20 protein-coding genes and 1 tRNA gene are annotated in these 24,604 nt (G+C 64.7%); 7 read left to right on the top strand and 14 right to left on the bottom strand.

Annotated features, from left to right (window positions below):
• Window positions 1-153: 153 nt before the first annotated feature.
• The 3 genes from ACGYK2_RS16470 to zigA all read left to right on the top strand — a co-directional run bounded on the left by ACGYK2_RS16470 (window position 154) and on the right by zigA (window position 2,644).
• Window positions 154-642, top strand: coding sequence for a phosphoribosyl-AMP cyclohydrolase (locus ACGYK2_RS16470; protein ID WP_168613398.1), 489 nt, complete (start codon window positions 154-156; stop codon window positions 640-642).
• On the top strand, window positions 639-1,274 hold the full coding sequence (locus ACGYK2_RS16465) for a DUF1826 domain-containing protein (protein ID WP_271689081.1): 636 nt from the start codon (window positions 639-641) through the stop codon (window positions 1,272-1,274). The genes ACGYK2_RS16470 and ACGYK2_RS16465 overlap by 4 nt, the downstream gene beginning before the upstream one ends.
• Window positions 1,275-1,423: 149 nt before the next feature.
• Window positions 1,424-2,644 (top strand): zinc metallochaperone GTPase ZigA, encoded by a 1,221-nt coding sequence (gene zigA, locus ACGYK2_RS16460; RefSeq protein ID WP_276154633.1) that lies wholly within the window; start codon window positions 1,424-1,426, stop codon window positions 2,642-2,644.
• A gap of 588 nt (window positions 2,645-3,232) precedes the next feature.
• Here zigA and ACGYK2_RS16455 read toward each other — a convergent pair.
• The 4 genes from ACGYK2_RS16455 to ACGYK2_RS16440 form a co-directional block, all read right to left on the bottom strand.
• Window positions 3,233-3,307: transfer RNA gene (locus ACGYK2_RS16455), tRNA-Gln, on the bottom strand.
• A gap of 62 nt (window positions 3,308-3,369) precedes the next feature.
• Window positions 3,370-4,713 (bottom strand): mechanosensitive ion channel family protein, encoded by a 1,344-nt coding sequence (locus ACGYK2_RS16450; protein WP_271689084.1) that lies wholly within the window; start codon window positions 4,711-4,713, stop codon window positions 3,370-3,372.
• A 71-nt stretch (window positions 4,714-4,784) separates the two neighbouring features.
• Window positions 4,785-5,777, bottom strand: a complete 993-nt coding sequence (locus ACGYK2_RS16445) for an NADPH:quinone reductase (RefSeq protein WP_271689926.1) — start codon at window positions 5,775-5,777, stop codon at window positions 4,785-4,787.
• 80 nt (window positions 5,778-5,857) lie between these two features.
• Window positions 5,858-6,337 (bottom strand): SH3 domain-containing protein, encoded by a 480-nt coding sequence (locus tag ACGYK2_RS16440; RefSeq protein ID WP_271689927.1) that lies wholly within the window; start codon window positions 6,335-6,337, stop codon window positions 5,858-5,860.
• Window positions 6,338-6,522: 185 nt separating this feature from the next.
• Between ACGYK2_RS16440 and ACGYK2_RS16435 the strand changes: the two genes are divergently transcribed.
• The 4 genes from ACGYK2_RS16435 (at window position 6,523) to ACGYK2_RS16420 (ending at window position 12,533) form a co-directional block, all read left to right on the top strand.
• A complete protein-coding gene (locus ACGYK2_RS16435) occupies window positions 6,523-7,509 on the top strand; it encodes a D-glycerate dehydrogenase (RefSeq protein ID WP_067262987.1) in 987 nt (328 codons plus the stop codon).
• A 100-nt stretch (window positions 7,510-7,609) separates the two neighbouring features.
• Window positions 7,610-9,013, top strand: a complete 1,404-nt coding sequence (locus tag ACGYK2_RS16430) for an FAD-binding oxidoreductase (RefSeq protein ID WP_271689085.1) — start codon at window positions 7,610-7,612, stop codon at window positions 9,011-9,013.
• Window positions 9,014-9,297: 284 nt separating this feature from the next.
• Window positions 9,298-11,790: an FAD-dependent oxidoreductase gene (locus ACGYK2_RS16425; RefSeq protein WP_271689086.1), complete on the top strand. Its 2,493-nt coding sequence runs from the start codon at window positions 9,298-9,300 to the stop codon at window positions 11,788-11,790.
• Window positions 11,787-12,533 (top strand): hypothetical protein, encoded by a 747-nt coding sequence (locus tag ACGYK2_RS16420; RefSeq protein ID WP_271689087.1) that lies wholly within the window; start codon window positions 11,787-11,789, stop codon window positions 12,531-12,533. The genes ACGYK2_RS16425 and ACGYK2_RS16420 overlap by 4 nt, the downstream gene beginning before the upstream one ends.
• Window positions 12,534-12,719: 186 nt before the next feature.
• Here the strand turns inward: ACGYK2_RS16420 and ACGYK2_RS16415 are convergent, their stop codons facing one another.
• The 10 genes from ACGYK2_RS16415 to xdhA all read right to left on the bottom strand — a co-directional run bounded on the left by ACGYK2_RS16415 (window position 12,720) and on the right by xdhA (window position 24,513).
• On the bottom strand, window positions 12,720-13,508 hold the full coding sequence (locus ACGYK2_RS16415; RefSeq protein ID WP_271689088.1) for a GH25 family lysozyme: 789 nt from the start codon (window positions 13,506-13,508) through the stop codon (window positions 12,720-12,722).
• Entirely contained in the window at window positions 13,505-14,158 is a 654-nt protein-coding gene (locus ACGYK2_RS16410) for a DUF938 domain-containing protein (protein WP_271689089.1), read from the bottom strand. The genes ACGYK2_RS16415 and ACGYK2_RS16410 overlap by 4 nt, the downstream gene beginning before the upstream one ends.
• The gene (locus ACGYK2_RS16405) at window positions 14,155-15,093 is read right to left on the bottom strand and encodes an aldo/keto reductase (protein WP_271689090.1); all 939 of its coding nucleotides are present in this window, start codon (window positions 15,091-15,093) and stop codon (window positions 14,155-14,157) included. Before ACGYK2_RS16405 ends, ACGYK2_RS16410 begins: the two co-directional genes overlap by 4 nt.
• Window positions 15,094-15,254: 161 nt before the next feature.
• On the bottom strand, window positions 15,255-16,328 hold the full coding sequence (locus ACGYK2_RS16400; protein WP_271689091.1) for a BMP family ABC transporter substrate-binding protein: 1,074 nt from the start codon (window positions 16,326-16,328) through the stop codon (window positions 15,255-15,257).
• A gap of 71 nt (window positions 16,329-16,399) precedes the next feature.
• Window positions 16,400-17,320 carry an ABC transporter permease gene (locus tag ACGYK2_RS16395; RefSeq protein ID WP_271689092.1) on the bottom strand — a complete coding sequence of 307 codons (921 nt, stop codon included), beginning with the start codon at window positions 17,318-17,320 and terminating at the stop codon, window positions 16,400-16,402.
• Window positions 17,320-18,402 carry an ABC transporter permease gene (locus tag ACGYK2_RS16390; protein ID WP_209217190.1) on the bottom strand — a complete coding sequence of 361 codons (1,083 nt, stop codon included), beginning with the start codon at window positions 18,400-18,402 and terminating at the stop codon, window positions 17,320-17,322. The genes ACGYK2_RS16395 and ACGYK2_RS16390 overlap by 1 nt, the downstream gene beginning before the upstream one ends.
• A 42-nt stretch (window positions 18,403-18,444) precedes the next feature.
• Window positions 18,445-19,962 (bottom strand): ABC transporter ATP-binding protein, encoded by a 1,518-nt coding sequence (locus ACGYK2_RS16385; protein ID WP_271689093.1) that lies wholly within the window; start codon window positions 19,960-19,962, stop codon window positions 18,445-18,447.
• Window positions 19,959-20,714, bottom strand: coding sequence for a xanthine dehydrogenase accessory protein XdhC (gene xdhC, locus ACGYK2_RS16380; RefSeq protein ID WP_271689094.1), 756 nt, complete (start codon window positions 20,712-20,714; stop codon window positions 19,959-19,961). Before xdhC ends, ACGYK2_RS16385 begins: the two co-directional genes overlap by 4 nt.
• Window positions 20,711-23,125, bottom strand: coding sequence for a xanthine dehydrogenase molybdopterin binding subunit (gene xdhB, locus ACGYK2_RS16375; RefSeq protein WP_271689095.1), 2,415 nt, complete (start codon window positions 23,123-23,125; stop codon window positions 20,711-20,713). The genes xdhC and xdhB overlap by 4 nt, the downstream gene beginning before the upstream one ends.
• Window positions 23,122-24,513 carry a xanthine dehydrogenase small subunit gene (xdhA, locus tag ACGYK2_RS16370; RefSeq protein WP_271689096.1) on the bottom strand — a complete coding sequence of 464 codons (1,392 nt, stop codon included), beginning with the start codon at window positions 24,511-24,513 and terminating at the stop codon, window positions 23,122-23,124. The genes xdhB and xdhA overlap by 4 nt, the downstream gene beginning before the upstream one ends.
• Between the last annotated feature and the right edge of the window lie 91 nt (window positions 24,514-24,604).

The raw sequence follows: 24,604 nt of genomic DNA, 5'->3' as shown, positions 1-24,604 counted from the left end.
TATATCATTACAAATCGGAACAAAAAGCAGATATCCCACGGAAAGGAGACCCCATGACGGCCGAGGATACACGCGTTCCCGTCACCTTGTTGCCGGGGTTTCTGGGCTCGGGAAAGACGACGCAGACTGACAGACAGGACAGAAGGACACCCCATGCAAATCACCCAAGACGAAATCGATCAGGCACTGAAAACCTGGGGCGAAGGCAAGATCGCCATCTCCAAGGCGTTCGAAGAGGGCGGGATCGAAGCCGCGCGCAAGGTCGCCTCGGCCAATATCGACAGCTACTACGGTTTTGACCTCGGCCCGGTTCTGTTCAAACCAACCATGGCCAGCGGCGCGCAGACCTTCCGCCCGACCAAGGCCGGGGCCCTTGCCTATTTCTGCGGCCATTCCGAGGAATACCCGCTGGACAACGGCTTTGCCATCATGGGCTGGGTCGCCTCCGAAAGCATCACCTCGGCCAGCTTCATCCAAGGCGATATCGCGATGTGGATGGGCTGGGTCTCGCTGACCAACAAGGACGGCTCCGTCACCACGGTCGACAAGAGCTTCGGCTACAAGAAAGACGCGGCCGGCACCCTGCGCATCGTCCTGCACCATTCCTCTTTGCCCTATCAGCCGTCGGAGGCAGGCTCATGATCGTCGACACCACCGCGCCACTGCAACGCTGCACCAGCCCCGCGGGCCTGTCCTCTATCCGTGAGCCCGGCACCGCCGCGACAGTCTGGGAGCGCGCGCCGCTGCCGGGTTTCCAGGCCTGGATCGACGCCCTGCCGCCCAGCCAGCTGCCCCGCGCGCGCGTCATTCTGCGGGCCGAGGCGGTCTGCGACGCGCTGATCGAGATCGCGGATTTTCACAAGATGCCGAAGGGCGCCGAGCGCAACATGCTGATCGAAGACGCCGCGGCGCTGGCGCTGATCTTCGGCGACCTGATGCGCTGCGACCATGTTCAACTCCGTCTCGACGTTGTCGACACCAATGCCTGCAGCAAGTTCCACATCGACGCGGTAACCGCGCGGCTGGTCTGCACCTATCGCGGGACCGGCACGCAATACGGCATCTCCGAAAGGGGCAAGGAGCCCGCCGAGATCCTCACTGTGCCGACAGGCTCTCCGATCTTCCTGCGCGGAACGCGCTGGCCGGAAAGCCCGCCGGTGGGCCTGCTGCACCGCTCGCCTCCGATCGCGGGGACCGGGGAGACGCGTCTGCTGCTAGTGCTGGACCCGGTCACCGACCCCGAGCAGGATGACGACACGATCTATATCCACTGATCGCGGCGACCGTCTGTGAAGTTGCTCTGCAGTGACTTCACGCCACCGTCATTCCTCATCGTCAGCGGACGCCGCAAACCGGGTTGCAGTCAGTCCTTCGCGCACTTAATGTTATGATATAACATACCACTTGCTAATGGAGACCCCCCATGCCAGCCAGCGATAAGCGCCTGCCTGTCACCGTCCTGTCGGGCTTTCTCGGCGCCGGGAAGACCACGCTTCTTAACGACGTTCTCAACAATCGCGAGGGGCGCCGCGTCGCCGTGATCGTCAACGACATGTCGGAGGTGAACATCGACGCCGATCTCGTGCGCGACGGCGGCGCCGACCTGAGCCAGACCGAGGAAAAGCTTGTCGAGATGACCAACGGCTGCATCTGCTGCACCCTGCGCGACGACCTGCTGGTCGAAGTGCGTCGCCTCGCCGAAGAGGGGCGCTTCGACTACCTGCTGATCGAAAGCACCGGCATATCCGAGCCGCTGCCCGTGGCCGCGACCTTCGATTTCCGCGACGAAAACGGCGAGAGCCTATCAGACGCCGCGCGCCTCGACACGATGGTCACCGTGGTCGATACGGTGAACCTGCTGAACGATTATTCCAGCCATGACTTCCTGCGGGACCGCGGCGAGAGCCTGGGCGATGCGGACGACCGCACGTTGGTCGATCTGCTGGTCGACCAGATCGAATTTGCCGATGTCGTGGTGCTCAACAAGGTCTCCGACGCCGGGCCTGAGAAGCTCGACGCCGCGCGCAAGATCATCACCTCGCTAAATCCCGATGCGCAGATTATCGAAACCGACCAGAGCAAGGTTCCGGCCGACCGTATCATGAGCACCGGCCTGTTCGACTTTGACAAGGCGCATCTGCACCCGATGTGGGCGAAGGAGCTTTACGGCTTTGCCGATCACGTGCCGGAGACCGAGGAATACGGCGTGTCCTCTTTCGTCTACCGGGCGCGGCGTCCGTTCCACCCGCAAAAGATCCATGATGTCCTCACTGGCGATCTACCGGGCGTCATCCGCGCGAAGGGCCATTTCTGGATTGCAACACGTCCGGACTGGCTGGCGGAGTTCTCGCTCGCTGGCGCGCTTAGCAATGTCAAGCCAATGGGCAACTGGTGGGCGACGGTGCCGCGCGAACGCTGGCCCGATCACCCGCAGGCCCGCGCCTATCTCGCGCAGCACTGGCAGGAACCCTACGGCGACCGCCGGCAGGAGTTGGTGTTCATCGGCGCAGGCATGGACAAGACGGCGATTACGGCCGCCCTCAATGCCGCCCTCGTCGGCGACGAGAGCACCTTCGTGCCCCACCAGTGGGAAGATCTGCCAGACCCCTTCCCCGGCTGGCGCCGCGCCCCTGAGGCTGCTTGACGACATCGGCGGAATAATCAGGGCCGGGAGCGTATCCCAGCTCTAAGGCGAGGTGTCGCTCAGCGACGCCTCGCAAGCGCCGACAGCGCAAAGAGGATCGCCACAAGGCAGACGATTGTGGGCCCGGTGGGCGTATCTAGCCGTCAGGCTGCCATCCATACGCTCGACCATCCGCACGCGATGCGCCGATGCCACCCAACGGGTGAGCTCAGCCTTAAAGAAGGCTGAGACTTCTGCCGTGGGCAAGTCGATATGAAGGTCGTTGTCGAGCATTCGGTCCATGTGTGCGGTCAGTTGCACGCATAACCTAGTCGCTGCCGAGTGATCCGTCGTCCGCAAGGAGACCATCACGGGCAAATGATATGTGGAAAACTTCGGGATCCGCCGGCGGACGTAGAAGCGCCCGCGTCTAGTGCAGAGATAGGGGATAGTGACCATGACGACCGCCTTTCGAGTCGGCCATCGCTCCGGACGGTGTGACGGACTACCCGCGCGGTCTGTGCGACCAAACGCCAGTGTAACCTGCTCTTCAGCCCTACGAAGCTGATAAGACCAAGCCTCTGAAAAACTAAATATTTTCGGAAGTGTTGGCTGGGATGGTAGGATTCGAACCTACGGTACACTGTACCAAAAACAGTTGCCTTACCACTTGGCTACATCCCAACACAGGGCGCTAACTAAAGTTCTCTGGCCCCGGGTGCAAGACCCGTTTTAAAGAAATTAGCCTATTCTTCGGCTGCATCAACAGAGAGCAGGTCTTTGCTGGGCAATTCGGCACGTTCCTGCGCGACGATGCGGGTCAATTCCCGCTCGGTTTGGGGCTCGACGGGCTGAACAGCGGCGGGATTCGTGGGCGCGGCTGCCGTTTGCGGCGAATCGACGGGTCCGTCGGAGGGCGATTCGCTTTGAGAGAGCAATTGATAGGCCGGTGGCCCTGCGGTGAGGCCCGCCGCATCGAAAGCTGAGAGGGTTAGGCGAATCGCTTCGCTGCGGGCGGCGACCAGATCGGTGCTTTCTTGATTGATCCAACCGGCGAATTGCATGTTGATCCAGTGATCGGCGACCTCGTCCACCCAAGCGGCGGCTTCGGGGCTGGACAGAACGAAGGGCAAACCGTTCAGCACCTCCAGCGCCAAATCACGGGCGCGGGCCAGATCGGCGTCGCTGGCGACCGAGAGGGTAAAGGTGAACCGCCGCTCGGCGTTGCGTGAATAGTTGATAATCCGGCTTTTAAAAACGGTGGCATTGGGGATGCGCAGGTGGTTGCCGTCAAAGGTCAGCAGGATCGTGGCGCGGCTCGTCAGGCGGATCACCTTGCCGGTGTCGCCGTCGATCTCGACCGTGTCGTTGGGGCGAAAGGGCTGGCGGATCGACAGCATGATGGAGGCGATGAAATTCTCGACCGTGTCGCGCACCGCGAAACCGATGGCGAGGCCGACAATCCCCGCCGCGCCAAGGATGCCCGACAGCAGCGCCGTGGCGCCGAGGATATCCAGCGCCACCACCAGGGCTGCGATGACAAAGGCCAGCCGGATGATTTGGCGGTAAATGTCAGCGATGAACGCGTTGGGGGCGAGCCGATCCCACGGGTTGCGCAGCCGCGCCAGCGCCAGCCCGGCGACGATGATCAGGCCAAAGACGCCAAGCGCCACTAAGGCCAGCGGGAGGAAGGCCACGGCTTGCGCCATCCGGTCGCGAAAACGCGCCACGGCGGGGTTGAGGCGCTCGGCCACATCGGTGCTTTCGCGCACCTCGTTGCGGATCGCCACCACCCCTTCGACACGGCCCGCCAAATCGTTCAGCCGCGCGGCGCTGGCGGTGTCGAGCGTGGTGCCGGTCAGCGTGACGATGCCGGAGGCGACAGAGACGCGGACCTTCTCGAACCCCTCAAGCTCGCGCAGGATGGCGCGGATGCGCTTGGCGATGGCGGCGTCCTCCGTGGCGTCGCCCTCGACGGCGATGGTTCCTTCGGGCTGGTCGCTGGTCTGCGCGAAGGCTGGGGCGAGCGGCAGCGCAAAGGTCAGCAGCAGACACAGGAACAGGCGGGGCAGGGCGGCGGTGAGGCGCATGGGGGAACTCCGTCAGCGGGATGGGCCACCGCCCCCAGGCGACGGGGGCGGCAGCTTGGCCAATTAGCGCGTTACCCCTGACAATCGAGCAGCACCGCCCCGCTGCGCTGTCCGGCCTCGACCAACTCATGGGCGCGGGCGGCCTCAGAAAGCGGCAGGACCGTGTCGACGGGGCAGCGGAGGGCGCCGTCCTCCAGCGCGTGGTGCAACCGGTTGATTGCCTGTTCGCGCGGGCCTGCGGGCAGCAGGTAGATCAGGATGATGTCGATGGTGACCGCTTTGAACAGCAGCGGATAGAAGGGCAGCACCGGCGACATTTCCGCCGCCGAGCCATAGGCGGCGATGCGGCCATTGGGGGCGATGACCTCGGTGTCGGTGGTGATGTTCAGGCCGAACTCCGTCTCGACGATGGTGTCGACCGGCTTGCCGCCATTGGCATCAAGCACGGCGGCGGCGAGATCGGGGTCGGCGTAGTTGAATACGGCATCGGCACCTGCGTCGCGCAGCAGATCGTTGTCGCGGGGGCTACAGGTGGCGATCACCTTGGCCCCGCCCCATTTCGCCAGTTGCACTGCAAGATAGCCCACCGTGCCTGCGCCGCCTTGGATCAGCACCGTTTCCCCGGCCACCCCGCCGCCGCCAAAGACGGCGTGGCAGGCGGTCAGCCCCGGAATGCCAAGCTGCGCACCGACCTCGGACGAGACGCCATCGGGCAGGGGCACGGCTTGATGGGCGGGCAGGGTGATCTGCTGCGCGGCCGTGCCAAAGCCGCGTTGCCACTGGCCGTTCCAGATCCAGACCTTCTGGCCCACGCGGCTCGCATCGACGCCCGCGCCCACGGCGACGATCTCTCCCGCGCCGTCGCTATGGGGGATGACCTGCGGGAAGGGCGGTTTGGTCACGCCGGGGCGGGTGCCCGCGCGGGCCTTCACGTCCGACGGGTTCACGCCCGAATGGCTGAGCGCGACGCAGACCTCTCCGGCTTGCGGGGCGGGGCTGTCGACCTCCGACAGACGCAGCACGTCGGCGGCGGCTCCGAATTGGTCATAGGTGATGGCTTGCATGGCGCTCTCTCCGGCTTGAATTTCGCGGGCAGAGTGGCGCATGCGCCGGGATCATGCAATTGCGGTGGCGAGGGCGGGCGTTACTCGCGCAGCTCCTTGGGGCCAACACCCCAGAGCCGCACCTTGGGCGCCCAGCCTGTAAAGCCGCCCGAGCGCAGCTCGCACCATTCCAGCGTGCATTCGCCCAGACGGGCCACCACGCCGAGTTCCAACCGTGCCACCACGGCGGCTTTGGGGTCGGGATTGATGCGCAGTTGCAGCATGTCCTGTTCGACCAGCACCGTGCGGGTGCCGGACAAAAGCGAGTAGTGGACCCAGCCGCCCATACCGTCGCGGTCTTCGACCCGGCGCCAATGGCCATGTTCGGCGGTGATCCTCAGCGGCAGGTCGCGGCGTTTGTAGACCCAGTCGATCCGGTGTGACAGGGACGGGCCGCGGCGCACGTTGCCTTCGGAGGCTTTCATCGAAACGAAACGGGGCAGGGGCAGGTTCGTGACCTGACCGCGCGCCTCTTCTGCGACGCCGGAGGTCGGCTGTGCCAGAAGCAGCGCGCCCACCATCAGGGCGCTGCGAAAGAAAGCGGTTATCATTGAATTGCCTGCTATGCGGTTCACTGCTGTGGGTCGGTGCTGTGCAAATCTGCGGGTTATTGTTGCTCTTTTTCGGGCGCGAGTTCTTGTGCCTCGTCGCTGCATGAGACACCATGCCCGCGAAACGAGGCGACGCCAAGACCGGGAGAGCAGGCATGTCAAAGAAGCGGTTGAGTGTTGTAGTGACGCGACGGTTGCCAGAGGCCGTGGAAACACGGCTGTCAGAGCTGTTTGACGTGACCCTGCGCGAAGATGACAGGCCCATGACCCGCGAGGAATTGGGCGCGGCGATGCGTCAGGCCGATGTGCTGGTGCCCACGATCACAGATGAGATCGACGCGCCGCTGATCACGCAGGCGGGCGAGCGGTTGAAGCTGATCGCCAACTACGGGGCCGGGGTCGATCACATTGATGTGGCCACCGCGCGCCAGCGCGGCGTGCTGGTGTCGAACACCCCCGGCGTGCTGACCGACGATACCGCCGATATGACCATGGCGCTGATCCTCGCCGTGACCCGCCGCATGCCCGAGGGCATGGCGGTGATGCAATCGGGCAATTGGGACGGCTGGGCGCCTACGGCACTCTTGGGGGGCCGCGTTGGCGGGCGCCGGCTGGGCATTTTGGGCATGGGCCGGATCGGTCAGGCCGTGGCGCGCCGGGCGCGGGCCTTTGGCATGCAGGTGCATTACCACAACCGCAAACGCCTGCGCGAAGAGATCGAGGGCGAGCTAGAGGCCACCTATTGGGAGAGCCTTGATCAGATGGTCAGCCGGATGGACGTGATCAGCATCAACTGCCCCCATACCCCCAGCACCTTCCATCTGATGAACGCCCGCCGCTTGGGCCTGATGAAGCCCGACGCGGTGATCGTGAACACCTCGCGCGGGGAGGTGATCGACGAGAACGCGCTGACGCGGATGCTGCGATCTGGCGATATCAAGGGCGCGGGGCTGGACGTCTATGAACATGGTCGTGAGATCAATCCGCGCCTGCGCGAGCTAAAGAACGTCGTGCTGCTGCCGCATATGGGCTCCGCCACATTGGAAGGGCGGATTGAGATGGGCGAGAAAGTCCTGATCAATATCAAGACCTTCGATGATGGCCACCGCCCGCCGGATCAGGTCGTGCCCTCCATGCTTTGACCCACGGACGGCTGCGGCAACGTGGGCCTTTCGGATGATTAATTTACAAAGATGCCGCCGCAGGATTTTGCGGCGTGAGGATGCTATTGGGAGATAAAACGTGACGAAAATCGCAGATTTGCCGCGAAATGAGGTGGGGATCACCGCCGCGCTGGACGAGTTGCAACAAGCCTTCGGGGACAATCTGCTGACCGGCCAAGCCATTCGCGAACAGCACGGCCACACCACCACATGGATCGACACGCAGGCGCCTGATGCGGTGGTCATGGCGCGCTCGACCGAAGAGGTGGCGCAGGCGGTGCGTATCTGCGCCGCCCATCGGCTGCCGGTGATCCCCTTCGGCACGGGCACTTCGCTTGAGGGGCATGTGAACGCCCCGGCGGGCGGGGTTTGCATAGATGTCATGCAGATGGACCGCGTGCTTGAGGTCAATGCCGGCGATCTGGACTGCCGGGTGCAGCCCGGCGTGACCCGCGAGGCGCTCAACACCCATCTGCGCGATCAGGGGCTGTTCTTTCCGATCGACCCCGGCGCCAATGCGTCGCTCGGGGGGATGACCGCGACGCGGGCCAGCGGTACCAATGCGGTGCGCTATGGCACGATGAAGGACAACGTCCTGAGCCTTGAGGTGGTTCTGGCCGATGGCCGGGTGATCCGCACCGGCGGGCGGGCGCGGAAATCTTCCGCGGGCTATGATTTGACGCGGCTTTTCGTGGGCTCGGAAGGGACGCTGGGGATCATCACCGAGATCACCCTGCGCCTGCAAGGCATCCCCGAGGCGATGTCCTCGGCCCGCTGTTCCTTCCCGACGGTACAGGCCGCCTGCGAGACCGTGATGGCGGTCATCCAATACGGCCTGCCGGTGGCGCGGATCGAGCTTTTGGACGCCGATGTGGTGAAGGCTGTGAACGCCTATTCCAAGCTGACCCTGCCCGAAACGCCGCTTTTGCTGCTGGAATTCCACGGCTCCGAAGCGGGCGTGGTGGAACAGGCCGAGACCTTTGGCATGCTCTCGGAAGAGTTCGGCGGCAGCGGCTATGCCGCGACGACGACCCCCGAAGAGCGCAGCAAGCTATGGCAGGCCCGCCATGACGGCTATTGGGCGGTGCTGGCGCTGAGACCGGGCTGCAAGGCGGTGGCCACGGATGTCTGCGTGCCGATCTCGCGCCTCGCCGATGCCGTGGTGGCGGCCCAAGCGCGGGCGGAAGAGTTGCAGTTGATCGCCCCCATCGTGGGCCATGCAGGGGACGGGAATTTCCATGCGTCCTTGTTGATCGACATGGACGACCCCGAGGAAGTCGCACGCGGCGAGGCTTTCGTCAGCTGGTTGGCGGAACTGGCGATTTCGATGGACGGGACCTGCACCGGCGAACATGGGATCGGGCAGGGCAAGCGGCCCTATCTGCGCAAGGAATTGGGGGCTGCGGTGGATGTGATGGCGACCCTAAAGGCGGCGCTGGATCCGCAGAATATTATGAACCCGGGGAAGATTTTGCCGGGGTGAGTTGGGTGTTTTTCCCTGATGTTGTGCGGCGGGAGGGGTCGTGCAGGGTATTTGGGAAAGGATGAAGGTGGAGGGGCGGTGTGGTCTGCCTTGATGTAGTGCGGCAGGAGAGGTGGTGCAGGGTATTTGAGAAAGGATGAAGGTGAGGGGGCCCGCTGGGGCTGAGGTGGCGCTTTGGGGGAGCGGGTGAGGTCGGTTTTTGGCGATGTTGGGTCGGCTGCTGCCTGCGGGGCGTGGTGCTGCTGCGTACAACGGGAGTGGGCCTAGCGCAGGGGGATTGGCAGATGAAAACGCAAGTCAAAGCATTGGTTGTCGGGGGCGGCGCGGTTGGCACGTCGATTGCCTATCATCTGGCGAAGGCCGGTTGGGATGATGTGATGCTCTTGGAGCGGGACGAGTTGACCTCTGGCTCGACTTGGCATGCGGCGGGGCTTTTGCCTTTGTTCAACATGTCTTATGCGACGACTCATATTCATCAGTATTCGGTCGAGTTTTATAAGAGGCTGGAGGCGGAGACGGGGTTGAACGCGGGCTTTGCCGTGGTGGGCAATCTGCGTATGGCCCAGACGGATGCGCGGATGGATGAGTATATGCTCTATGCTTCCACCGCCGAGACCTGTGGTGTGCCCTATCAATGGCTTACCCCCGATGAGATCAAGGCGAAGTGGCCGCTGATCGAGACATCGGATTTGAAGGGGGCGCTTTATCATCAGACTGATGGCTATATTAACCCCGCCGATGTGACCATGGCGATGGCCAAGGGCGCGCGGCAGCGTGGTGTGGCGATCGAGCGCAAGTGGCAGGCGGATGGGTTCCATTGGAATGGAACGCATTGGGAAGTGACCTGCACCAAGATGGTCGAGAAGGGCGGCAACCTTGTGCCGTCGGACGAGCAGATCGTCATTACGGCGGAACATGTGGTGACTGCGAGCGGCAACCATGCGCAGCGCACGGCGCGGATGCTGGGCATCAAGATGCCAGCGGTTCCCGTGGAACATCAGTTCATCGTCATGGACCGCGATCCGGCCTTGGTCGATTACCGGGCGGCGGGGCATGGGGAACATCCGGTGATCCGCGATGCCGATGCGCAGAGCTATGTGCGCGAAGAGCGTGGTGGCTGGATCCTTGGGGTTTATGAGAAGGGCGCGCCGGCGCGGTTTGAATATGGGGTGCCAGACAGTTTCCGGGCCGATCTGTTTCAGCTCGATCTTGAGCGGATCGAAGAGCAATATATGGCGATGAACCACCGCATCCCCTCGGCCGAGGATTGCGGGCTGAAGGATGATTTCAACGGGCCGATTTGCTATACGCCCGATGGCAACCCCTTGGTGGGGCCAGCGCCGGGGCTGCGGAATATGTGGCTGGCGGAAGGGTTTTCCTTTGGGATCACGGCGGCGGGCGGCACCGGCTATTATCTGGCGCAGATGATGGTGGAGGGCGAGTCCGAGATCGATATGGCGAGCCTTGATCCCAAACGCTACGGCGATTGGATGACCACGGAATATGCCGCGCGCAAGAATGAGGAAGCCTACGACCACGTTTATATCCTGCACCATCCTGACGAGGAGCGGCCCGCGTGCCGTCCGCTGCGCACCTCGCCCGCCTATGACCGGCAGGCGGCGCGGGGGGCGCAGTTCGGGCAGGTGAATGGCTGGGAGCGGCCGAATTATTTTGCGCCCGAGGGGTTTAGCGATCACGACAGCCGCTCGTTCCGGCGCGGGGGCTGGTGGCAATATGCGGTCGATGAGGCGCGGGCGATCCGTGAGGGGGTCGGGCTGATCGATGCTACGGCCTTTACCAAACATCTGGTCCGCGGGCCGGGGGCGACGGCGTTTCTGAATTGGTTCACCTGCAACAAGCTGCCTTCGGTGGGGCGGATCAACCTGACCTATGCCTTGACCGGGGCGGGGACGACGCGGACGGAATATACCATCGTGCGTTTGGCGCAGGACGAATATTACCTCGTCTCGGCGGGGGCATGGACGGCCTATGACAGCGATTATCTGCGCAAGGCGATTGCCGATAAGATGCCTGAGGTCGGCTACGTGGAATGTCATGACGTGACCACGCAGTGGGGTGTTTTCGCGATTGCCGGGCCGAAGTCGCGTGATGTGCTGGGCGCTTTGGTGCGGGATGCGGAGCCGGAGACGGTGCTCAGCAACAAGCGGTTTCCGTGGCTCACCATGCGCGACATCGAGTTGGGCATGGTGCCGGTGCGCGCGATCCGGGTGGCCTATACCGGGGAGCTTGGCTGGGAGTTGCATCACCCGATCGAGATGCAGAACCATCTGTTCGACCAGTTGGAGAAGGCAGGCACGCCGCATGGGATGAAGCTGGTCGGCGCGCGGGCGCAGAACTGGCTGAGGCAGGAGAAGAGCTATCGCGCCTTTGGGCATGAGTTGGGCCGGGATGCGACGCCTTTGGAAGCGGATTTGCCGCGCTTCGTGGACCTGAACAAAGAGTTTCACGGGAAGCAGGCGATGGTCGATCACGGCATCCGCGCGAAATGCGTGACCGTGCTGATCGACGGGCCAGAGGATGCCGACCCTTGGGGCCGCGAGGTGCTTTACAATGGCGAGAGCCGGACCGGGCGGCTGACCTCGGGGGGCTATTCCGTGGCCTTCGGCAAGAGCATCGGCATGGGCTATGTCAAACCCGAGGATGCGGTGGTAGGCACGAGGCTGAAGGTAAAGATGCTTGATCAACTGTGGGAGGCCGAGGTGGTCGAAGACAGCCCCTATGATCCTAAGAACCAGCGCATCCGGGCGGACGGTTGATCCGGCGCGGGCTGCTGGCACTCTTTTGCGTATTGGCGCTGACGGCGGCGCTGCTGCGCGACAATCCCGTGGTCGGCGCGGCGCAGGGCTATGCCGCGGATGTGGCGACCACGGCGGCGGCCTCTTATGTCACGCTGCGCACGTTGAATGCCTTTCTCTCCACCGCGCAGGAGATCGAGGTGGGGCTGTCCTTCATCGCCTCCGGCTCGGCGCGGCCTTTAAAGGTGTTGGAGCCGATTGACGACACGGTGGAGCGGATCGCGGGGCTGGTTTTCGGTGTCATGGTGGCCACGGGGGTGATCGCCGTGGCGCTTGGTCCGGTGAGTGCGATTGGGCTGGGGCTGTTGTCTGTCGCACTGGCAGTTTGGACCTTGAGCAAGCGCGGTCATGCGGGGCTGCCCCGGCGGTTGGCATGGTATGGCGGGTTTTTGGGGCTGGCGCTTCCGCTTGCCTTGGTTGTGTCTGAGCCGCTGGCGGGGGCGCTCACCGAAGGGGTCTATCTGCGGAACATGGAGGTGATCGAGGAGATCACCGCCCATGTCGGCGGCAGCGAGGCTTTGGGTGAGGAAGAACCGGGTTTGACGGAGTATCGGCAGCTTGCCAGCAACCTTTGGAGCCGCGCGGATGAGTTGATCGGCGCGCTGTTGGCGGTGCTGGGGGTACATATATTTCGGATATTCTTGTTGCCGCTTTTGTTGGTGGGCGGGCTGTTCGTTGTGGCGCGGTATTATGCGCGGGGGTGAAGGCTGGCGTGGCGTCTGGGGTGGACGTTGTGCAGAGGTATTTGGGAAAGGATGAAGCGGGCGGGGTGGCGTTTTCGTTGGAGGCGTTTGGTTTGGGAGTAACCGATCGCGTCGCCTTTGCGGCGGGGTGGCGCAGAGGTATTTGAGAAAGGATGAAGGAGGGGGAAGGGCGCCCTCCCGTTGGCTTTAGCGCAGGGCGCGGGTGGCGACCCAGTTTTGCCAGTCGGCGCGGCTGCCTGAGAAGGCGTTGAGGTCCACGTCGCCGCCGATGCCGGGGACAATGCCCGTAGCGCTGTATTGCCAGAAGCGCCATGTTTGGCCGGGGTAGGCTTCGGCTGGGGTTTTGGCGGTGGTGCGCAGCCAGAAGTCGTATCCCCGGAAGCGGCCAAGGTCGTTCTCACGGTAGAATTTGGGTGTGGTGTAGATGATCGGGCGTTGGCCGTAATGGGCCTCGACCACGCGCAGCCAGCGGCGCATTTGATCGCGGACGTCGGCGGCGGGCGGGCGGACATGGGCGCAGGTGGGGGAGAAGGGGTTCCATTCCATATCAAGCACCGGGGGCAGCATGCCGCCTGTCTTGGGCACGTTGCGGATGAACCAGCGGGCCTGATCCTCGGGAGGGGTGCAGAAATAGTAGAAATGATAGGCGCCGCGTTTCACGGCGGCTTGGCCCGCGCCTTGCCAGTGGCTGTCGAAGTTGATGTCTTTGAGGTCGCCGCCTTCGGTGGCCTTGATGAAGGCGAAGTTCACCCCGGCGCGTCGGGCGGTGTTCCAGTCGATATCGTTTTGGAAACGGGCCACGTCGATGCCGTGCACGGGGTAGGCGGCGGGGGTGCGGCCTTTGAAACTCACCGGGTCGCTGTCGCCGAAGGCGGCGGGAAAGAGCACGCCGGGCGCGGCCGAGGGCGGGCTGTCGGGGTTGCCGCAGGCGGCGAGGGCGAGGAGCGAGAGGATCAGCGCGCGGCGGAGGATCATGGGCTGGGCTTTCTGGCGATGAAGGCGAGATTGTTGGCGGGCATGTCCACTTCGTCGATCGGGCTGAGGGCTGCATCGCTGAGCCAGCGGGCCATCTCGGTATTGTCTTTATAGCCAATCGCGGGGTCGGCGGCGCGCAGTTGGGCGTCAAAGCGGGTATCGCCGGGGGAGGTGGTTTGGCCGTCGCGCTTGAACGGGCCGTAGAGGATCAGCGTGCCGCCGGGGGCGAGGGCTGCGGCGGCCTCATCGATCAGGCACCGGGTGGCGGGGGGCGAGATCAGATGCAGCAAATTGGCCAGCATGATCAGGTCGAAGGGGCCGTGGTCGCCCGCCCAGCCGGGCGCGGTCGCGTCGAGCGGCAGGGCGGGGGCGATATTGGGCGAAGCGGCCTCGGCTGCATAGGCGTTAATGCTGGCGCGGCGGGCGGTGTCGATGTCGCTGGGTTGCCATCTAAGGCCCGGCAGGCGTTTGGCGAAGCCCACGACATGTTGGCCGGTGCCGCTGGCGATTTCCAGCGCACGGCCCCGGGGCGGGGCGTGGGTGGCCAGCAGGTCGCAAAGCGCGTCGAGATTGCGCGCGGCGGCAGGGGCGAAGAGGCGGTCGCCGCCTGCGTCTTCGGCGACGCTGGCGTTGGGGGGCAGGCGGCTCATGCCTGCTCTTCCAGCCGGTCGGTGGCCGGGGGCGGTGTGGGCGACAGGGCCGAGATGGCAGCGTAGGTCTGCGGCGTCATCAGGTAGGTCAGCGCGGCGAGCGACGGCTCTAGTTGGGCCAAGGAGCGGGCCGAGATGATCGGCGTCGGCTTCGTGGGATGGGCCGCTGCCCAAGCCACGGCGAGTGTTGCGGGATGGGTGCCGAGATCCCGCGCGAGGGCGGCAAGACCGGCAGCGGCGCCGTGCATCCCCTCTTGCCCGTAGCGGGCGGCATAGCGGTCATCCTCGCTGAGGCGGCCAGTGCCGCCCTCAGCGTATTTCCCGGTCAACAGCCCACCGCCCAGCGGGGAGTAGGGGGCGACCAATATGTCGAGGTCATGGGCCATCGGCAGGATCTCGACCTCGGCCTGACGTTTGACGAGGTTGTACATTGGTTGGATCACCGCGATCTCAAGCCCGAAGTCGGCGGCGATATGGGCGGCTTTTACGACCTGCCATGCGGCGAAGTTCGACAGGCCCACTTGGCGGATATGGCCCTGTTGTTGCAGGTCGGCCAGCGCGGCGAAGCTTTCGGTCAGCGGGGTGCCGGGATCGAAGCGGTGGAGGTAGAGCACATCGAGCGTATCAAGCTGCATCCGCTGGCGGGATGTCTCGGCAGAGGCGAGGATATTGGCCCGGCCCGCGCCCCCGGTATAGGCGGCTTTGGTGGCGACGATCAGGCTTTCGCGGCGGTCTTGGACGAACTGGCCCAACAGCCGCTCTGACGCCCCGTCGGTATAGACATGGGCCGTGTCGAAATGGGTGATCCCGGCCTCGATACAGGCGTCGAACATCGCGCGGGAGGCTGCCGCATCGGCGCGCCCGCCGAACTGCATGGTGCCGAAGGCGAGGCGGCTGGCGGGGGTGCCATCAAGGCTGGTGAGCATCTGTATCATGCCAGATTGGTGGCATGTGCGCTGCCCGCGCGCAATGGGTTTACGCAGGGGCAGGCGGCGGCGCGCTTGGGGACCGCACGCATGGGGCCCCGACCGGGGCGGCGACGAAAAAGGGGCGCGCGGTTGACCGTGCGCCCCTGTTGTCGGTCAGCCGGTTCGGCTTACTCAGGAATGGTGCCTTCGATGCCTTCGACATAGAAGTTCATGCCCGCCAGCGTGCCGTCATCTGCGGTCTCGCCTTCGGCCAGCCATGCGGAACCGTCCTGTTTGTTGATCGGACCGGTGAAGGGGTGGTACTCGCCCGATGCAATTTTCTCTTTCAGTTCCAGCGCTTCGGCTTTCACATCTGCGGGTACGGCGTCGGTGATCTCACCAATGCCGACCATGCCCGGCCCGATGCCGTCCCATGTGTCTTGGCTTTCCCATGTGCCGTCCATGACCGCTTTGACGCGGTCGATGTAATAGGGCGCCCAGTTGTCGATGATCGAGGACACGCGCGGCTTGGGTGCATATTGCGCCATGTCGGAGGCTTGGCCAAAGGTGATCACGTTGCCCGCTTCCTGCGCAGCGGCCTGCGGCGCGGTGGAATCGGTGTGTTGCAGCACCACGTCGGCGCCCTGTTCGATCAGCACCTTGGCGGCGTCGGCTTCTTTGGCCGGGTCAAACCACGTGTAGGCCCAGACGATTTTGAACTGAACGTCGGGGTTTACCTTCTTGGCGTGGATATAGGCGGAGTTGATGCCGCGGATCACTTCCGGGATCGGGAAGGAGCCGATGTAGCCGATGATGTTGCTCTCAGTCATGGAGCCCGCGATGTGGCCCTGAATGGCGCGGCCTTCGTAGAAACGCGCGGAATAGGTCGAGACGTTGTCGGCGCGTTTGTAGCCGGTGGCGTGCTCGAATTTCACATCGGGGAATTTCTTGGCCACGTTGATGGTGGGGTCCATGTAGCCAAAGGAGGTGGTGAAGATCAGATCGGCACCGTCGAGCGCCATCTGCGTCATCACACGTTCGGAATCGGGGCCCTCGGCCACGCTTTCAACGAAGACGGTTTCGACCTTGTCGCCGAACTCTTCTTCGACGGCCAAACGGCCTTCGTTATGCTCATAGGTCCAGCCGCCGTCGCCCACGGGGCCGACAAAGACAAAGCCGACCTTGGTCTTGTCTTGGGCCACAGCGCCCGAAGCAAGGCCGAGCGCAAGGGCCGCGCTGGTCATAAGGGTGGTTAGTTTCATGAGGTTTCCCCTGTTTGCGTGCCCCTTTGCCGGGGCTTGATGTGCGGGCGATGCCGCGTGACGTGGTGCCCCTAGTTCGAGGCGTGGAAGGTACGGCCCAGCGAGGCCGGCGCGGCGCTTTTGTCCGCCGACAGCACCACCAGAACGATGATGGTGATGATATACGGCGACATTGCCAGATACTCTACCGGAATGGCAACGCCCGCGCCTTGCAAGTTCAACTGCAACTGGGTGATGCCGCCGAAAAGATAGGCACCCAAAAGCGCGCGCCATGGCTTCCAAGAGGCGAAGACGACAAGGGCAAGGGCGATCCAGCCGATGCCGGCGGTCATGCCTTCGGTCCATTGCGGCACGCGAATGAGGCTGATGTAAGCCCCGCCCAGGCCCGCGCAGGCGCCGCCAAAGAGGATTGCCGCAGTGCGGATGCGCTTGACCTTGTAGCCGAGCGCATGGGCTGCGTCGTGGCTCTCTCCTACAGCGCGCAGGATCAGGCCCGCGCGGGTGAATTTCAGCACCGCCCAGACCCCGGCAACCAGCGCGATGCCGAGGTAGAGGATGATGTCATGGGTGAAGAGGATTGGCCCGATCACGGGGATATCGACCAGCGGGCCGAAGTCGATGTCACCCAGCCGCGGCGGCTTGATCCCGACGTAGCTCTGCCCGATCAGGGCCGAGAGGCCGAGGCCGAAGAGCGTGAGCGACAGGCCCGAGGCGACCTGATTGGCCAGTGCCACTTGGGTTAGGAAGGCGAAGAGCAGGCTGAGCACGGCACCGCCCGCGGCGGCGGCGGCGAAGCCCAAAAGCGGCGATCCGGTCTCGACCGCCGTGGCAAAGCCGCAGATCGCGCCGGTGATCATCATGCCTTCGACGCCGAGGTTTAGCACGCCGGATTTCTCGACCACGAGTTCTCCGATGGCGGCGAAGATCAGCGGCGTCGCGGCCACGAGGAAACCTGCGACGAACAAAAGCGGGTTGATTGCGGAAAGATCCATCAGGCAGCCTCCGCCGCGCCAAAGCGCAGCCGGTAATGAGTGAAAACGTCCAGCGCGAGCAGGAAGAACAGGAGCATGCCTTGGAACACCTGAATGGCGGCGGCGGGCAGGCCGAGGTTGGACTGCGCGATGTCCCCGCCGATATAGGTCAGCGCCATCAGCGCCCCGGCGAGCAGAATGCCGATCGGGTGCAACCGGCCAAGGAAGGCCACGATGATCGCCGTAAAGCCATAGCCCACGTTAAAGTCGATGGTGACCTGACCCGAGGGGCCAGCGACCTCGAACATGCCCGCAAGACCGGCGAGCAGGCCAGAGGTGCCGAGGCAAAACAGCACCAGCCGCGCCGGGTTCACGCCGGAAAAGCGCGCCGCGCGGGGGGCCTCCCCGGTGACGCGGATGGCAAAGCCCAGACGGTGCCGTGCGAGCAGGACATAGGCAAAGATCACCGCGATCAGTGCTGCGACCACGCCCCAGTGCATGCCAGAGCCTGCGAAGAGTTCGGCGTTATGGGCCGAGGCGTATTGTTGCAGGTTGCGCGAGCCGGGAAAGCCGTAGCCTTCGGGATTTTTCAGCAATCCGAGTGACATGGAGGCAAGGAACTGTTCCGCCACATAGACCAGCATCAGCGAGACGAGGATTTCATTGGTGCCAAACCGCACCTTGAGAAGGGCCGGGATCATCGCCCAGAGCCATCCGCCGAGCGCCCCGGCGAGGACCATCAGCGGGAAGATATACCAGGCCTCAAGCGGGTAGAAAGCCAGCCCCACGCCCGCGCCAAAGAGGGCGCCCATGATATACTGCCCCTCGGCCCCGATGTTCCAGATGCCCGCCTTGAACCCAAGGCTGAGGCCGATGGCGATCAGCACCAAGGGTGCGCCTTTGATTAGCAGTTGCGGGCGGTAGTAAAAGGCGTAATCGCCAAACAGGGGCTGCCAAAAGATCGTTTGCAGCGCCTCGATCGGGTCTTTGCCCAAGGCCGCGAACAGCAGCCCGCCGAAGATGAATGTCGCCAGCACCGCCATGATCGGTGTCGACAGCGAGAGGGCCCGGCTGGGCTGCGGACGCTTTTCAAGGCGGATCACAGATCACCCCCAATGGTCAGAGTGAAAGATGAGAGGCTCGGCTTAGACATGCGCCACCTCCATGCCATGTGCCCCGCCCATCATCAGGCCGATCTCTTCGACGGTCAGCCCCTGCGCGGGGCGAGAGGGCGACAGGCGGCCTTCGTTCAGGGCGGCGAAATTGTCGGAAATCTCCATCAGCTCATCAAGGTCTTGGCTGATGACGATCACGGCGGTCCCGTTTGAGGCGAGGTCCAAAAGCGCCTGCCGGATCGCGGCGGCGGCAGAGGCATCGACGCCCCATGTCGGTTGGTTCACGACCAGCAGCTCGGGCCGTTGCAGCACCTCGCGCCCGATGACGAATTTTTGCAGGTTGCCGCCTGAGAGCGAGCGCGCGGCATTGGCGGGGCCGGGGGTGCGCACGTCGAAGGTCTTGATGATCTTCTCGGCAAAGCTGCGCGCCTTGCCCCAGTCGAGCATGCCGCCGCGCTCCAGCCCCTCACGGGCGGCCCCGGTCAGCATGGCGTTTTCCGTCAGCGACATGTCCGGCACGGCGGCGTGGCCCAGCCGCTCCTCGGGGGCGGTCAAGACGCCAAGCGCGCGGCGGGCGGTGGGGCCGAGCAGCCCAATGTCGCGCCCGTCAAAGGTGATCATCCCCGCGCCGACCAGTGTTTCGCCCGAGAGCGCGTTGAGCAATTCGTCCTGCCCATTGCCCGCGACGCCGCCGATGCCCAGCACCTCCCCGCGCCGCACCTCGACGGAAATATCGCGCAGCGGCATGCCAAAGGCATGGGCAGACCGGGCCGAAAGATTGTTCAGCGTCAGCGCCACTTCGCCCGGTTCCTTGCTGTCGCGGGTCGGCGTTTTCAGCGCGGAGCCCACCATCATCTCTGCCATGTCGCGCGCCGAGGTCTCACGCGGGGTGCAATGGCCGACGACCTTGCCCAAGCGCAGGATCGTCGCGCTGTCGCAAAGGCTGCGGATTTCTTCGAGCTTGTGCGAGATATAAAGGATCGCGGTGCCCTCTGCGCTGAGCTTGCGCAGGGTTTTGAACAGGATTTCAACCTCTTGCGGGGTCAGAACCGATGTCGGCTCGTCCATGATCAGCAGTTTGGGCTCTTGCAGCAGGCAGCGGATGATCTCCACCCGCTGACGTTCCCCCGCCGAGAGGTCGCCGACGGTGCGGTCCGGCGCAAGCGGCAGGCCGTAGGTGTCCGACACATCGCGGATCTGTTGGCTAAGCTCGCGCATCCGCGGCGGGTTTTCCATGCCGAGCGCGATGTTTTCCGCCACGCTGAGCGCATCGAAAAGCGAGAAATGTTGAAACACCATGCCCACGCCCGCCTGCCGCGCGGCGTGCGGGTCGGTGGGGGCAAAGCTCTCCCCCCGCATTAGCATCTGGCCCGCGTCTGGTTTGACCAGCCCGTAGATCATTTTAACCAAAGTGGATTTGCCCGCGCCGTTCTCGCCCAGCAGGGCGTGAACCTCGCCCGGAGCGATCCGCAGGGAAACGTCATCGTTCGCGACGACGCCGGGGTAGGCCTTGGTCAACCCGGTGAGGTCGAGAAGTGAATCAGTCATGCGGAAACCTTTGTCTGGGTCCGGGCGATGAGGGCGATCAGCGCACCATGGGCAATTTGCGCAGGCAGCTTGCCCAGCGATTTATCGCCAATTGGACAGGTGATGCCAGAGGGATCCAACCCCATGTCACGCAAGCGGCGGGAAAACCGTGACTTTTTTGTGTCAGAGCCGATCAGCCCGACGCTCGCGGCGCCGCGATTGAGCAGCGCGGCACAGAGTGCGAGGTCGATGTCATGGGAATAGGTGAAGATCAGGTGATGCGCCTCGCGCGGCGCATGGGCGGCCAACCGCGGCATGTCGGCGGCGGGGGTGACGGTGACATGGGGCAGGATCTGGTCGGGGAAACGGTCGCGGGCGCTGTCGATCCATGTCAGATCGAAGGCCCGGGGCGGGCAGGCGGCCACCACCGCCCGGCCCACATGCCCTGCGCCCCAGAGCCATAGCGGCACGTCGCTTTGTACATCCGGCAGGGGCAGGGGGGTGGCCGCGTCCAGCGGGCGCGGCGTCGTGGTGTAGCGCAAGCTCACCGCGCCGCCGCAGCATTGGCCCAGACCGGGGCCGAGCGGCAGGGTCTGGGTGTCTTCGCACCGGCCCTCGGCCAGCATCTGGCGGGCGTGGGCGATGGCCTGATGTTCCAGCGCCCCGCCCCCGATAGTGCCCGCGATCGCGTCAGACGTGACCTTCATCGCCGTGCCCGCATCCCGCGGGGCCGATCCGCGCGTGGCGGTGACCTCGATGAAGATCGCGGTCATTTCCGCGCCCGTCCAACGGCGGTGAGCACGGCCTCGGCGGTGGCCGGGGCTTGCAGGTCGCCGTAATGCGGGCCGCAGGCCGCCACCGCATCCGACAGCGCCATGAAGGCCGAGATGCCGAGCATGAAGGGCGGCTCGCCCACGGCCTTGGAGCGGTAGACCGTTTGCGCCGGGTTCGGCTGGTCCCAGAGCGCCACGTTGAAGACTGGCGGGCGGTCCGAACAGGCGGGGATCTTGTAGGTCGAGGGCGCATGGGTGCGCAGGGTGCCACTCTCGTCCCAGACCAGTTCCTCGGTCGTGAGCCAGCCCGCGCCCTGCACGTAGCCGCCCTCGATCTGGCCGATGTCGAGCGCGGGGTTCAGCGAGGCCCCGGCGTCATGCAGGATATCGGTGCGCAGGATGCGGTTTTCGCCGGTTAGCGTGTCGATCACCACCTCGGTGCAGGCCGCGCCATAGGCGAAATAGTAGAACGGCCGCCCGCGTCCGGCGATCCGGTCCCATTCGATCTCGGGCGTCTTGTAATAGCCGGTGGCGGAAAGGCTCACGCGGTTCTCATAGGCCGAGGCGGCGGCGGCGGCGAAGGTGATCTCCTCTCCGTCGATGCGCACCATGCCGTCGGCGAATACCACCTGATCGGGGGTGGTCTGGTAGCGTTCGGCCAGATGCGCGGCCATCCGGTCGCGGATCGTGTCGCAGGCGTTCTGCGCCGCCATGCCGTTGAGGTCCGATCCCGAGGAGGCCGCTGTGGCCGAGGTATTGGGCACCTTGGCGGTGTCGGTGGCGGTGATCTTGACCACCTCGGGCGAGACGCCGAAGCGCGCGGCGGCGACCTGCGCCACCTTCTGGAACAGCCCTTGGCCCATCTCGGTGCCGCCGTGGTTCAGGTGGATCGAGCCGTCTTGGTAGACATGCACCAGCGCGCCCGCCTGATTGAGGTGAGTGAGCGTGAAGGAGATGCCGAATTTCACCGGGGTGATCGCGATGCCGCGCTTCATCAGCGGGCTTTTCGCGTTCCACTCGGCAATGGCGGCGCGACGCGCGTCGTAATCGCAGCTTTCGACCAGCCGGTCGGTCAGCGCGTTGACGATGCAGTCGGTGACCGGCTGCTGGTAGGGCGTGGTCTGCACGTCCGAGGGGGTGGCCGGGATCGACGGTTGCGCGCCGGGCGCAGGGGGCGCGCCGCGTGATGACAGATCGGCCTCGGCATCCGGCGGGGTGCGGTTGTCGATCGCGGTGCCGGTGTTCTCCACCTCGGTCGGGCGGTGGGCGTTGTCGCTGTAGTAATTCGCCCGGCGCACGGCGAGCGGATCGAGGCCCAGCTCATGGGCGATATGGTCCATCACCCGTTCGATGCCGACGATCCCCTGCGGCCCGCCGAAGCCGCGGAAGGCCGTGGCGCTGGCGGTATTGGTCCGCAGGCGGTGCGAGGTGATGCGGATGTCGCGCAAGTGATAGGCGTTGTCGGCATGCAGCATGGCACGATCGGCCACGGGCAGCGACAGGTCCATCGACCAGCCGCAGCGGGTGTAATGGGTCACGTCCAGCGCGGTGATGCGGCCCGTCTCGTCGAAGCCCACGTCATACGCGACACGAAAATCATGCCGCTTGCCGGTGACGATCATGTCGTCGTCGCGGTCATAGCGCATCTTGCAGGGCTTGCCGGTCAGCGATGCGGCCACGGAACAGGCGATGGCCAGCGCGTTGCCCTGGCTTTCCTTGCCGCCGAAACCGCCGCCCATGCGCCGGGTCTCGACCCGCACGGCGTGCATGGGGCGGCCAATGGCATGGGCGACTTTATGCTGAATTTCGGTCGGGTGCTGGGTCGAGGAATGCACCAGCATGTCGCCATTGTCCTGCGGCAGCGCCATAGCGGCCTGACCTTCGAGGTAGAAATGCTCCTGCCCGCCCATCTCGATCTGGCCCGAGAGGCGGCGGCCGGCCTTCGCCAGCGCGGCCTCGGCATCTCCCTTCTGGTAGATGCGGGGGCCGTCCTCGAAACGGCTGTTGGCGTCGAGCGCCTGTTCCACCGTCAGGATCGGATCGCGCGGGGTGATCTGCGGTTTGCCCAGTTGCGCGGCCCGGCGCGCGGCGAGGTGGCTGGTGGCCACGACGAGGTAAAGCGGCTGGCCCGCGTAATGCACCTGATCGGTCGCTAGGAGCGGCTCATCATGGTTCGAGGGAGAGGTGTCGCAATCGTGCTCCAGATCCGCCGCGGTCAGCACCGCAACGACGCCGGGCGCTTCGCGCACGGCAGACAGGTCGAGACCCTCCAGATCGCCCGCCGCGACGGGGCTGAGGCCAAAAGCCAGATGCAGCGTGCCGCGCGGGGTGGGGATGTCGTCGACGTAGCGCGCGGCACCGGTGACATGGAGTTTCGCAGCATCATGGGGAAGGGGCTTTGCAACGCTCATGCCGAGACCTCCAGCAGATTGGTGGGGGTGCCATTGGCGTCGTGGAAATAACGCAGCAGCATGTTCTCCGCCGCCTGCATCCGGTAGCCAGCCGAGGCGCGCATGTCCGACAGCGGGGTGAAGTCGTCGCGCATCGCCTCCATCGCCTTGTGGATGGTCTCTTCGTTCCATGGCTGGCCGACAAGGGCGGCCTCCGCCGCGGCGGCGCGTTTCGGGGTGGCGGCCATGCCGCCGAAGGCCACGCGGGCGGTGAGGATTTCAGAGCCATTGCCGGTGATCGAGATACAGCCGCAGACCGCCGAGATGTCCTGATCGAAACGCTTCGACAGCTTGTAGCAGCGCAGGGTGTCGTGCTGGCGCGGCACGGTGATCGCCTCGACAAATTCGCCCGGCGCGCGGTCTTGCTTGCCGTAGTCGAGGAAGAAGTCCTCCAGCGGCAGTTCGCGCCGCGCGTCGCCGCGGCGCAGGTGCAGCGTGGCACCAAGCGCGATCAGCGCGGGCGGGCCGTCACCGATGGGCGAGCCGTTGGCGATATTGCCGCCCAGCGTCGCCGCGTTGCGCACCTGCGTCGAGCCGTAGCGCCGCAGCATCACGCCCAGGCTGGGGAACAGCGGGGAAAGCTTCGCCTCCACCTCGGTCAGGGTCGTCATGGCGCCGATGCGCAGGCCGGTCTCGTCCTCGGTGATACCGCGCAGATCGGCGCAGCGGTTAAGGAAGGCCACGGCGCCCAGATCGCGGAAGCCCTTGGTGACCCAAAGGCCCACGTCCGTCGCCCCGGCGATCAGCGTCGCGTCGGGGTGGTCGAGGTACCACGCGGCCAACGCGTCGCTGCTCTCGGGTTGCACATGGGGCGCGCCCTCGGCTTTGGCGGGGGCGGGGATGTCCTGTTTGAGCTTCGATTTGAGACCCAGCAGATGCTCCGGCACCGGCTTGTCCGCCGCGGCTTCGGCGGCGCGGATGATCGGCGCGTAGCCGGTGCAGCGGCAGAGGTTGCCGGCAAGCTGCACGTCGTGGTCGCGCGCGCCGTTAAGATGCGCCGTCGCCATCGAGACGACAAAGCCCGGGGTGCAGAAGCCGCATTGGCTGCCGTGATGCTCCACCATGGTCTCTTGCACCGGGTGCAGGGTGCCGTCGGCGCCCGCCATGCCTTCGACCGTGGTGACGGCCTTGCCGTTGATCTGGGGCAGGAACAGGATACAGCCATTGAGCGCGCGGTGCCCGCTCTCATCGCTGATCATGACCGAACAGGCCCCGCAATCGCCCTCGTTACAGCCCTCTTTCGTCCCCGTCAGGCCAAGCTCTTCGCGCAGCCAGTCAAGCAAGGTGGTGGTCGGGGACACGTTGGAGAGTGACACGACTTCTCCATTGAGAAGAAAAGTGATGTCCATTGGTTCTCATCCGCCGCGGTACAAAGTGGCCCGTTAACATGCGCGGGGTTCGATGCGGCGTAGAACCGGGCGCGGGCGAGGTAGAGGTCAG

It is taken from the genome of Sulfitobacter sp. 1A10359 (genome assembly GCF_043558145.1).
GTDB classification, from domain to species: domain Bacteria; phylum Pseudomonadota; class Alphaproteobacteria; order Rhodobacterales; family Rhodobacteraceae; genus Sulfitobacter; species Sulfitobacter faviae.
This window is presented reverse-complemented; position numbering and strand designations above follow the sequence as displayed.

Excerpts from the sequence above, each read along its gene's own strand:
- ACGYK2_RS16470 (WP_168613398.1), top strand. The coding sequence starts at position 154 with ATGCAAATCACCCAAGACGAAATCGATCAGGCACTGAAAACCTGGGGC.
- ACGYK2_RS16465 (WP_271689081.1), top strand. The coding sequence starts at position 639 with ATGATCGTCGACACCACCGCGCCACTGCAACGCTGCACCAGCCCCGCG.
- zigA (WP_276154633.1), top strand. The coding sequence starts at position 1,424 with ATGCCAGCCAGCGATAAGCGCCTGCCTGTCACCGTCCTGTCGGGCTTT.
- ACGYK2_RS16450 (WP_271689084.1), bottom strand. The coding sequence starts at position 4,713 with ATGCGCCTCACCGCCGCCCTGCCCCGCCTGTTCCTGTGTCTGCTGCTG.
- ACGYK2_RS16445 (WP_271689926.1), bottom strand. The coding sequence starts at position 5,777 with ATGCAAGCCATCACCTATGACCAATTCGGAGCCGCCGCCGACGTGCTG.
- ACGYK2_RS16440 (WP_271689927.1), bottom strand. The coding sequence starts at position 6,337 with ATGGTGGGCGCGCTGCTTCTGGCACAGCCGACCTCCGGCGTCGCAGAA.
- ACGYK2_RS16435 (WP_067262987.1), top strand. The coding sequence starts at position 6,523 with ATGTCAAAGAAGCGGTTGAGTGTTGTAGTGACGCGACGGTTGCCAGAG.
- ACGYK2_RS16425 (WP_271689086.1), top strand. The coding sequence starts at position 9,298 with ATGAAAACGCAAGTCAAAGCATTGGTTGTCGGGGGCGGCGCGGTTGGC.
- ACGYK2_RS16415 (WP_271689088.1), bottom strand. The coding sequence starts at position 13,508 with ATGATCCTCCGCCGCGCGCTGATCCTCTCGCTCCTCGCCCTCGCCGCC.
- ACGYK2_RS16410 (WP_271689089.1), bottom strand. The coding sequence starts at position 14,158 with ATGAGCCGCCTGCCCCCCAACGCCAGCGTCGCCGAAGACGCAGGCGGC.
- ACGYK2_RS16405 (WP_271689090.1), bottom strand. The coding sequence starts at position 15,093 with ATGATACAGATGCTCACCAGCCTTGATGGCACCCCCGCCAGCCGCCTC.
- ACGYK2_RS16400 (WP_271689091.1), bottom strand. The coding sequence starts at position 16,328 with ATGAAACTAACCACCCTTATGACCAGCGCGGCCCTTGCGCTCGGCCTT.
- ACGYK2_RS16395 (WP_271689092.1), bottom strand. The coding sequence starts at position 17,320 with ATGGATCTTTCCGCAATCAACCCGCTTTTGTTCGTCGCAGGTTTCCTC.
- ACGYK2_RS16385 (WP_271689093.1), bottom strand. The coding sequence starts at position 19,962 with ATGACTGATTCACTTCTCGACCTCACCGGGTTGACCAAGGCCTACCCC.
- xdhC (WP_271689094.1), bottom strand. The coding sequence starts at position 20,714 with ATGACCGCGATCTTCATCGAGGTCACCGCCACGCGCGGATCGGCCCCG.
- xdhB (WP_271689095.1), bottom strand. The coding sequence starts at position 23,125 with ATGAGCGTTGCAAAGCCCCTTCCCCATGATGCTGCGAAACTCCATGTC.
- xdhA (WP_271689096.1), bottom strand. The coding sequence starts at position 24,513 with ATGGACATCACTTTTCTTCTCAATGGAGAAGTCGTGTCACTCTCCAAC.